Origin of the sequence: Mycobacterium sp., assembly GCF_049585075.1 — a bacterium.
In the GTDB taxonomy this organism is placed as follows: domain Bacteria; phylum Actinomycetota; class Actinomycetes; order Mycobacteriales; family Mycobacteriaceae; genus Mycobacterium.
The window spans coordinates 1-8,605 of the sequence record NZ_JBAUZA010000341.1; the positions used below are offsets into that span (position 1 = coordinate 1).

At 64.6% G+C, this 8,605-nt stretch carries 11 protein-coding genes and 1 pseudogene; 8 read left to right on the top strand and 4 right to left on the bottom strand.

From position 1 onward, the window contains the following. A pseudogene (locus WB785_RS16010) lies at positions 1-301 on the bottom strand (hypothetical protein); the annotation flags it as partial. A gap of 75 nt (positions 302-376) precedes the next feature. Between WB785_RS16010 and WB785_RS16015 the strand changes: the two are divergent. Continuing rightward, on the top strand, positions 377-859 hold the full coding sequence (locus WB785_RS16015) for a hypothetical protein (RefSeq protein ID WP_424080300.1): 483 nt from the start codon (positions 377-379) through the stop codon (positions 857-859). Positions 860-862: 3 nt separating this feature from the next. Here WB785_RS16015 and WB785_RS16020 read toward each other — a convergent pair whose 3' ends face one another. Then, a complete protein-coding gene (locus tag WB785_RS16020) occupies positions 863-1,189 on the bottom strand; it encodes a hypothetical protein (RefSeq protein ID WP_424080309.1) in 327 nt (108 codons plus the stop codon). 81 nt (positions 1,190-1,270) lie between these two features. Here WB785_RS16020 and bluB point away from each other — a divergent pair, with 81 nt between their 5' ends. Then, entirely contained in the window at positions 1,271-1,951 is a 681-nt protein-coding gene (gene bluB, locus WB785_RS16025; protein WP_424080301.1) for a 5,6-dimethylbenzimidazole synthase, read from the top strand. Here the strand turns inward: bluB and WB785_RS16030 are convergent. After that, complete coding sequence (locus WB785_RS16030; RefSeq protein WP_424080302.1) at positions 1,926-3,026, bottom strand: FHA domain-containing protein; 1,101 nt, start codon at positions 3,024-3,026, stop codon at positions 1,926-1,928. The two genes, bluB and WB785_RS16030, sit on opposite strands and share 26 nt — an antisense overlap. Positions 3,027-3,353: 327 nt before the next feature. On the opposite strand from WB785_RS16030, the gene WB785_RS16035 reads away from it, so the two are divergent. The 5 genes from WB785_RS16035 to stf0 all read left to right on the top strand — a co-directional run bounded on the left by WB785_RS16035 (position 3,354) and on the right by stf0 (position 7,215). Further along, the gene (locus WB785_RS16035) at positions 3,354-3,674 is read left to right on the top strand and encodes a WhiB family transcriptional regulator (protein ID WP_424080303.1); all 321 of its coding nucleotides are present in this window, start codon (positions 3,354-3,356) and stop codon (positions 3,672-3,674) included. A 24-nt stretch (positions 3,675-3,698) separates the two neighbouring features. After that, complete coding sequence (locus tag WB785_RS16040; RefSeq protein WP_424080304.1) at positions 3,699-4,043, top strand: hypothetical protein; 345 nt, start codon at positions 3,699-3,701, stop codon at positions 4,041-4,043. A gap of 20 nt (positions 4,044-4,063) precedes the next feature. Continuing rightward, complete coding sequence (locus WB785_RS16045; protein WP_424080305.1) at positions 4,064-4,858, top strand: hypothetical protein; 795 nt, start codon at positions 4,064-4,066, stop codon at positions 4,856-4,858. Positions 4,859-4,949: 91 nt separating this feature from the next. Next, the gene (locus tag WB785_RS16050; protein ID WP_424080310.1) at positions 4,950-6,347 is read left to right on the top strand and encodes a sulfatase family protein; all 1,398 of its coding nucleotides are present in this window, start codon (positions 4,950-4,952) and stop codon (positions 6,345-6,347) included. A gap of 64 nt (positions 6,348-6,411) precedes the next feature. Then, positions 6,412-7,215, top strand: a complete 804-nt coding sequence (gene stf0, locus WB785_RS16055; RefSeq protein ID WP_424080306.1) for a trehalose 2-sulfotransferase — start codon at positions 6,412-6,414, stop codon at positions 7,213-7,215. An 8-nt stretch (positions 7,216-7,223) separates the two neighbouring features. Here the strand turns inward: stf0 and WB785_RS16060 are convergent, their stop codons facing one another. Continuing rightward, positions 7,224-7,991 (bottom strand): trans-aconitate 2-methyltransferase, encoded by a 768-nt coding sequence (locus WB785_RS16060; protein ID WP_424080307.1) that lies wholly within the window; start codon positions 7,989-7,991, stop codon positions 7,224-7,226. An 89-nt stretch (positions 7,992-8,080) separates the two neighbouring features. Between WB785_RS16060 and WB785_RS16065 the strand changes: the two genes are divergently transcribed. Continuing rightward, positions 8,081-8,605: amidohydrolase family protein (locus WB785_RS16065; protein WP_424080308.1), on the top strand; the 525-nt coding region annotated here is incomplete at its 3' end.

The window sequence follows — 8,605 nt, forward strand, 5'->3', positions numbered from 1 at the left end:
CTCCAGCCGCACAGCTCGGACCGCCGCCAACTCCGTCAGCCAGTACCGTTCCCGCATCGTCGGCAACCTCCGCGCCGGTGCCTGCGGCTCCACCGGAGTCGGCAGGTGGTCCTCGAGGCGGCATGGCCGGCATGCCGATGATGCCGCCGGGCGCGATGGCCGGCGCCGGCGGGTCGGGAGGCGAAAGCAAGCCCGACACCAAACGCATTGTGGCGCCTTCGGTCAAGAACGGCGCACCGGTGCAAGGACGCATCGTCGCTCCACCGACCGCGCCCGAGGTGGTGAAGCGGGTGGCGGGCAAGCCCGTCGCCTCCCGGCGAATACTCGCCCCTGATCAGAATCCCGACGATGACAACGAAGGCGACGCTAGGCACTGATGCCCGTCTTCGTCCGCAAGCTTTTCGGCATCGGCAAGCTGCCACGCGACGTGCGCGCCAAGGTCGAGGCGGAGGGGCTGATCTACGTCGCTGATTACGTCGCAGTCACCCGACGATTCAGCGGCGCGATCCCTGGTCTGCGTTCGGCGCACAGCGTCGCCAGCTACGTCGGGTCGGTGGCGCTGACAAAACAACGCGTGCTGGCAACCCTGTCGTCGCTACCCAAACTGGCGGGCCCCACCGTCGACGTCCGTTGGGACGCGCCGCAGTCCGGCGCGGCAACCGCGGACCTCTCCTCGGCGGGACTGCAAGTTGATATCGATGTCAGCCAGGTGGACGAAGCGTTCACCGGACATCTATCACTGCACTACAAGATCGCCCTTCCCGGCGACGTCCTCGCCGGGTTACCACGCCGATCACTGAATTTCGACATGCCACCTGAATACGTTTTCCGCGCGGTCGGGGTCACCTACCGGCCGTAACGGTCAGTGTCGCAGCCAGGCATGCGACGTCGCCGACAAGTCGGGCCACGGCGGTCGACGCACCAGTGCCACGCAGGCGAGCACCGCTGCTATCAGCCCGGTGATCACCCCGATTAGCGCGATCCGGTTCTCGTCGACCGCCGCCACCCACTTCACGTTGCCGCCGTGGACGGCGAACACACCGACCGGGGTCGAGTTGCCGCCGCGGACCTTGGCGACGGTGATTATCGTGCCGCCATCCGCTGTCTTATAGGGCTCGCCGTAGACGCGTCCGCGAGTGCCATTGGTGGGCAATTCGTCGAGTGAATCAGGAATTTTCATGGGGCCGATCCCTTTCGCCGAAGCCAGTCTGGCAGACACGTTGGGGCCTCGGTTCGCCGCTTCGCGCCCGACGGTTCCTACGATGGCTATGTGGGCGATCACGCGTTTACTCCGGAGGAGCGGCAAGCGGTGTACCGGGTGATCTCCGAACGACGCGACATGCGCCGGTTCGTGCCTGGCAGCACCGTGCCGGAGGAAGTGATGGCGCGGCTACTGCAGGCCGCGCACGCCGCGCCCAATGTGGGGTTGATGCAGCCGTGGCGGTTCATCCGGATCACCGACGATTCGCTACGACGACGCATCCACGCCCTGGTCGACGAGGAGCGGCTACTGACCGCTGACGCGCTGGGCCAACGGGCGCAAGAGTTTTTGGCGCTGAAGGTCGAAGGCATTCTCGATTGCGCCGAACTGCTGGTGGTGGCGCTGTGCGACGGCAGAGACAGTTACGTCTTCGGCCGTCGCACCATGCCCCAGATGGATCTTGCATCGGTGTCATGCGCGATCCAAAACCTTTGGCTGGCAGCACGATCCGAAGGCCTCGGCATGGGGTGGGTATCGCTGTTCGATCCGGCGAGGCTGGCGGCTTTGCTGGCCATGCCTGCGGATGCCGAGCCGGTGGCGATCCTGTGCGTTGGGCCCGTCCCCGAATTTCCGGATCGACCGTCGCTGGAATTGGACGGCTGGGCGTTGGGCCGACCGCTCGCCGAATTCGTCTCGGAAAACGGCTGGGGCAACGAGCCGGGGGTCAGCTCATCGCCAGTTGCGCGATAAGCGTCTCGATCGCCGCTGCGGCGCCGGCAGGAACGGGACGCTCCGACTCGGCATCTTGAACGACGGCGGTGGGGACCCCGGCGGCGTTGGCGGCCTCGTCGATGCTCAGTTCGGCCCGATGGCGCACCCCGTAGAGCCGCTGCCCCAAAGTGGCCGACGGCGATCGCGCGGCGCGCAGCATCAGGTCGTTGTAGGCCCGGCGCACGGAACTAAGGGCGAGCACCACCGACGGCGCGCCCCTGGCATTGCGGGCAGCGTTGGACGCCACCGCCTCGAGCTTGCGTAGGTCGGCGAGAATCGGGCTGGCTTTGTCAGCGAACTCGGGCTGCGAGTCCTTGGGTAGCGCGTCGAGCGCCGTGGCGATCGCATGCATGGCGAGCTCGACGGCCTCGGCCATCAACGGGGCCTGGACCGTGTCGGTCAACACCTCGGTCGCGTCGCCGCCCTGGGCCGCCGCACCCCCATTCCGGATGCGGGTGATGGTGCCGGGCGGCCAATTCAGCACTTCTTCCAGCTTGGCCAGCGTTCCGCGGCGAGGCCAGCTACGACCTTTCTCGAACGCGATCAGGGTGCCGGCGTTGATGACTTTGTCTCTGGCCAGGCTGCGTTGGGTGATGTCGAGTTCGCGTCGACGTGCGGCGACCGCTCGGCCGGCCCGCGCCACATCGGGATCGGTCTCGGCCAGCTCCTCCCACTTCTCGTCGTCATCAAAATCAGCGTCGATCGAGGTAACCACCGCCGTCGCTTCGGTCGGATCGCTGGGCACGAGGCTCACTGGAATACCATCCGCAGCTCCCAAATGAATAGTCGTTGGACCAGTGATCAGCGCAGAGCTTCGACGGACGCCATCGACGAACATCCCGTTGGTGCTGGTGTCGAAGGCCTGCCAGCCGTCGCGGCGCGGCTCCAACCGAACATGCGAGCGCGAGATGCGGTCGTCATTGACCCGGACTGTCGCCCCGGAATCTCTGCCGATGACGGCGACGCCGGCGACCGGGTCGAGAGTGTGCGATTCAGATCCGATCCGTACCGCCAGGGTCGGCCCGGGTGCTGACGCAGCCTGGCCAGTTGTCACGCCACGCTCCCTTCAGCTGCACATCCGTTTCCGGCCCGCCAGTTCGAAGAGATGCTACATCTTTCCTGCGACGCCTAGTGCGCGCCGGTACGAATAGCGCTTCGCTTTCCAACGGGAATCGGCGACGCCTGCGCCTGGTCGGCCCGCTAATCATAGCACTACAGACGCGGCTGTTTGGGCATGTCACAGGCATTTATGCGAGCCGCGGTACGCCTCTATCAACCCAATACGTAGCGTTCCTTCGATAAAACCGTTGCACATCGCTACCGCTTCGATTACAGTCGTAGCATTAGCGGCGCGGGTGCGCCGCAAAGAAGGGGAAAGGCAATGACTGCAACCGTCGCGCCGCTGACGGCACCGACCGAGGAGTTCGTTCCGGTCTGCACGACCGACCCGGAGCGTTGGACCACCCATCCGGACGAGGAGGCGAAGGCGTTATGCCGTGCATGCCCGGCGCGCTGGTTGTGCGCTCGGGAAGCCTGGGAAACACCCGGCGCCGAAGGGCTGTGGGGAGGCGTCGTGATCCCCGAGGCCGGACGCGGTCGCGACTTCGCAATGCGCCAGCTGCGCTCGCTGGCCGCACACGGCGGCTATCCGGTTCGGCCGGGTTACCGCTCGCGGCGTCGAGTAATCCTGCCGAGCGCATAGACCATGGAAGCCTGGGAGAACGCCATGTCCTACCCGCCGCAGCCCGGCTATTGGTACCCGCCGCCGGCACCGTATCCCGCTGCGCCGCAGTACTTACCGCCGCCACAGCCGGGCAACGCCGGGCCGTTTTCGATCTCGCTGGTGAAGCACACCGGCATGATTGTGCTGTGGCAGAGCCGCTCCTACCGCATCTCCGGAACACTGGCCGAATGTGAACGGACCTACCGGTCTGCACAGATCCACAACCTGACGGCCGGGTGGTGGAGTCCCACGTCGGCGCTGTTGGTGAATTGGATTTCGTTGCTGACAAACGCACTTGCCATTCGCAAACTCCATCGGATCGCCCAGCAGTCGCCTAACGCTTGGTGAATCGCGGTTACGATGCCGGGGTGTCAACTCCTCCGCCAGGTTTCCCTCCGCAGTGGGGCAGTTCACCGGACGATCCTTCGAGGCACCAGCCGGGGCATGGCAGCCACGAGCAGCAACCGCCCTACCCCGATTACCCGGCGACGCCTCCACCTGGACCTGGCTATCCGCAGCCCGGTTACGGTCAGCAACCGGCATGGGCCAGCTACGGCGCGCCTGCAGCCCCGCCAAGTTCGCAGCAGACCATCAGCGGGGTCACCTTTGCCGCCATCGGGCTGCTCGGACTGCTCGGCGCCATCCTTACCCTGACGCTCTGGATAAACCTGAGCAGCGCTGTCAATCGTGCATCCGACATCTGTAAACGATTCGGCGGTGAGTACTCCACCCTGTGCCGGCAGCAGATCGAAAATATGGTTCCCAGCGTGCCCGCGGTTCTGGTGACATGCTTGTTCCTCATCATCGCCGCCGGCATCGCTGCCGCTGCCGGCGCGGTAATGCTTTTCCTCCGAAAGCAGCTGGGACAATTCCTCATCCTCGGCGGCGGAATTGTCATGCTGGTGCTGTCGATCGCGTGCGAAGCCCGCTACGGCGCTACCGGTCGCATCACCTACGACCTGATCGCGGGATTTGTGATCGCGGCCGCCGGTGGCCTCATGTTGGTCCCGGCATTCCGGATGACTTTGGGCATGCCGCCGAAGTGGACCGGTGGCCCGCCGCCAGGAAGTGTTCAGGGCGGGGGGCAATGGCCGTATGGTCAGCCGCCACCGCCTCAACAGGGCCCGCCCGGCCCCGGCGGATATCCGCCACCGCATTGGTGAGTCGCTAGCGGCAAGCATCCCCCACCGTCATCACCAAAACATCGCTGCCGATAACGTCGACGGAGCCCGCAAATCTGAGGAGGTGACGGTAATCGGCGACCAGGAGGCAACAAACCACCGCCGTGACAATGTGCTGCTGGTGCATTGGCACGACCTTGGCCGCTATCTCGGTGTCTATGGTCACCCCGACGTTTCGAGCCCGAGGCTGGACCAACTGGCCAGCGAGGGCATCTTGTTCACCAGAGCGCATGCCACCGCGCCGCTGTGCTCGCCTTCACGAGGATCACTGTTCACCGGGCGCTATCCACAGAGCAACGGACTGGTCGGTCTCGCGCACCATGGCTGGGAGTACCGCTCGGGTGTCCGTACGCTGCCGCACATCCTGTCCGAATACGGTTGGTATTCTGTGCTTTTCGGTATGCAGCATGAGACCTCGTACCCATCGAGACTCGGTTTCGACGAGTTCGATGTGTCGAACTCCTACTGCGAATACGTGGTGGAACAGGCGCAGCAATGGCTGCAGGACCATGACGAACGTCGACCTTTTCTATTGACGGCCGGCTTTTTCGAGACGCACCGCCCCTATCCTCGGGATCGCTACGAACCGGCCGACGCCGCCGCTGTTGATACGCCGGACTATCTGCCCGATACCGTTGAGGTGCGTCAGGATCTGGCCGATTTCTACGGATCCATCGCAACGGCCGACGCGGCAGTCGGCCAGATACTGGATACGCTTGCCGGTACCGGGCACGACGCCAACACCTGGGTGGTCTTCCTCACCGATCATGGTGCGGCCTTCCCGCGCGCGAAATCCACACTCTACGAGGCTGGAACCGGTATCGCGATGATCATCCGCCCGCCCACCGGGATGGCAATAGCCCCAAGGATTTACGACGAGCTCTTCAGCGGGGTAGATCTCCTCCCGACGCTACTGGACCTCCTCGGGGTAGCCGAGCCAGACGACGTCGAGGGCATCTCCCATGCGCGGGCGCTGCTTGCGCCGGACGGCGCCGCACCGGTACGAGATCATGTGTACACCACCAAGACCTATCACGACTCGTTTGATCCGATCCGCGCGATCCGAACGAAAGACTTCAGCTACATCGAGAATTATGCGCACCGGCCGATACTGGATCTGCCCTGGGATATTGAAGAAAGCCCGTCCGGCCACGCGGTCGCTCCGCTGGTCACGGAACCCCGCCCGGAACGCGAACTCTATGATCTGCGCGCAGATCCCACCGAGACCAAGAACTTATTGGCCGGAGACGGTCTCGACGATGCCGATGCGATCGCCGCCGATCTCGCGGTCCGGCTGCATGATTGGCGACAGCAGACCGGCGACGTCATACCATCCGACTTCGCCGGAAGCCGCATTGCTGCTCGCTATACCGAGACGTATTTGCAGATCCACGAGAAGACACCAACCAGTCGCTCGGCGATCGCGGTCGACCGCGGCATCGAAGACGAAGTCAAACACGTCGAGCAATAGTTGCGTTCAGCGTGAAGGTAATACGCATCGATACCATGCCGTCAGGTGCAGTTAGGCTCAGCTAGTGTCCGCGCATCCCACGTCGTATCTCGTGCTCGCGTCGCAGCGTTGTGGCAGCACGCTGCTGGTCGAGTCGTTGCGCGCAACCGGCAGCGCCGGCGAGCCGCAGGAGTTCTTTCAGTACCTGCCGACGACAGGAATGGCGCCCCAGCCGCGGGAGTGGTTCGCCGACGTCGATGACGAGACGATCCTGCGGTTGCTCGATCCGCTAGACCCGGGCACCCCGGACACCGCTTCGTCCGTCGCCTGGCGCGAGCACATCCGCAGCTCCGGCCGAACACCCAACGGCATCTGGGGCGGCAAACTTATGTGGAACCAGACACCACTGCTACAGCAGCGGGCGGCAAGATTACCAGATCGCAGCGGTGACAATCTGCGGACGGCGATTCGAGACGTGATCGGAAGCGAGCCGGTGTATGTGCATGTCCACCGGCCCGACGTGATTTCACAGGCGGTGTCGTTTTGGCGGGCGGTGCAGACTCGCGTGTGGCGAGGCCGCCCCGACCCCGAGCGTGACTCGCAGGCCGCCTACCACGCCGGCGCCATCGGTCACATCGTCACGATGATGCGGGCGCAAGAGGAAGGCTGGCGTAATTGGTTGGCCGAAGAGCGCATCGAACCGATTGACGTGGCCTATCCGGTGCTCTGGCGCAATTTGACCTCGATCGTCGCCACGGTGCTGGAAGCCGTCGGCCAGGATCCGCGGCTGGCTCCGGCGCCGGTGCTGGAACGCCAGGCCGATCAACGCTCCGACGAGTGGGTGGATCGCTATCGCGCCGACGCGCAGCGACTGGGGCTGCCGCAGTAGCCGGTAGATCAGCCGCCAACCTTCGCGACGACGAACACCCGCCGAAACGGAAAGAACGTGGTCCCGTCGTGCCGGGGCGGATAGGCGTCGGCGAGCAGCGGGATGAGCTCCTCTCGAAACTGTTGGTATTCCTGTTCATTGAGCCGTTCGCGCACCGGCAGCAGCGCGGTGCCGCTGATCCAATCCAAGATCGGATGCTCGCCGGTCAGCTGGTGAAGGTAGGTGGTTTCCCAGGCGTCGGCGGTGCACCCGGCGTCGATCAGCAGCGCCGCGTAGTGCGCCGGCGTGTAAACCACGTTTCCCAACCGAAACGGAGTGTCGCGCAGCGTCTTTGCGAATGGTTCGCGACGCGCGACGGCGCGCAACGCCGAATGCGACGGGGTCTCGAAGTTGCCGGGCATCTGAATCGCGATCCACGCTCCGGCATCCAGTTGTTCCGCCCACCGGACTATCAGCTCGTCGCGTTCGGGCACCCAATGTAGCGCGGCATTGCTCAGGACCACATCCGTATCGGGTTGAGGGGTCCAGGTTCTCAGGTCTCCAACGGTCGCGTCCACGCCGCGCTCGCACGCGGCGGCGACCATCTCCGGTGAGCTGTCTATCCCTTCGACTACCGCGTCCGGCCAGCGTCGGGCCAGCTCCAGCGTCAAGTTGCCCGGGCCGCAGCCCAGGTCGACCACTCGCCGTGGCTGCTGGGCGCCCACCCGGCCCAGCAAGTCGTAGAACGGACGGGCGCGGTCGTCGGCGAAGGTCAGGTAGACGTCTGGATCCCACATGTCGATCCTCCTGATCAGCAGCCTGCATAGCGCCTGGTATAGACAAACCGTATTACTTGCTGTTTGCGTGACGAAGTTGAGGATGGGTGATGGCCGACGAAGACGAGGCTGCGGAGGTCCGGCAGTTCTGGTCGGGGCTGGGCCTGCCCGGTGTGATCGATGTGCACACTCATTTCATGCCGAAATCGGTGATGGATAAGGTGTGGCATTACTTCGACTCCGCCGGCCCGCTGGTAGGTCGTGAATGGCCGATTATCTATCGGGCAGCCGAATCCCAACGAGTAGAGATGCTGCGGCAGTTCGGTGTACGGGGATTCACCGCGCTGGTCTACCCGCACAAGCCGCAGATGGCGGCGTGGCTCAATCAATGGGCTGCCCAGTTCGCCCGGTCGACTCCGGATTGCCTTGCCACCGCGACGTTTTATCCCGAGCCGGATGCCGCGGATTACGTCAAGGCGGCGATCGGTGACGGGATCCAGGTCTTCAAAGCCCATGTCCAGGTAGGTCGCTACAGTCCGAACGACCCGCTGCTCGATCACGTTTGGGGCGTCATCGAGGACGCCGGAACGCCGGTGGTTATTCACTGCGGCTCGGGGCCGGTTGCGGGCGAGCAC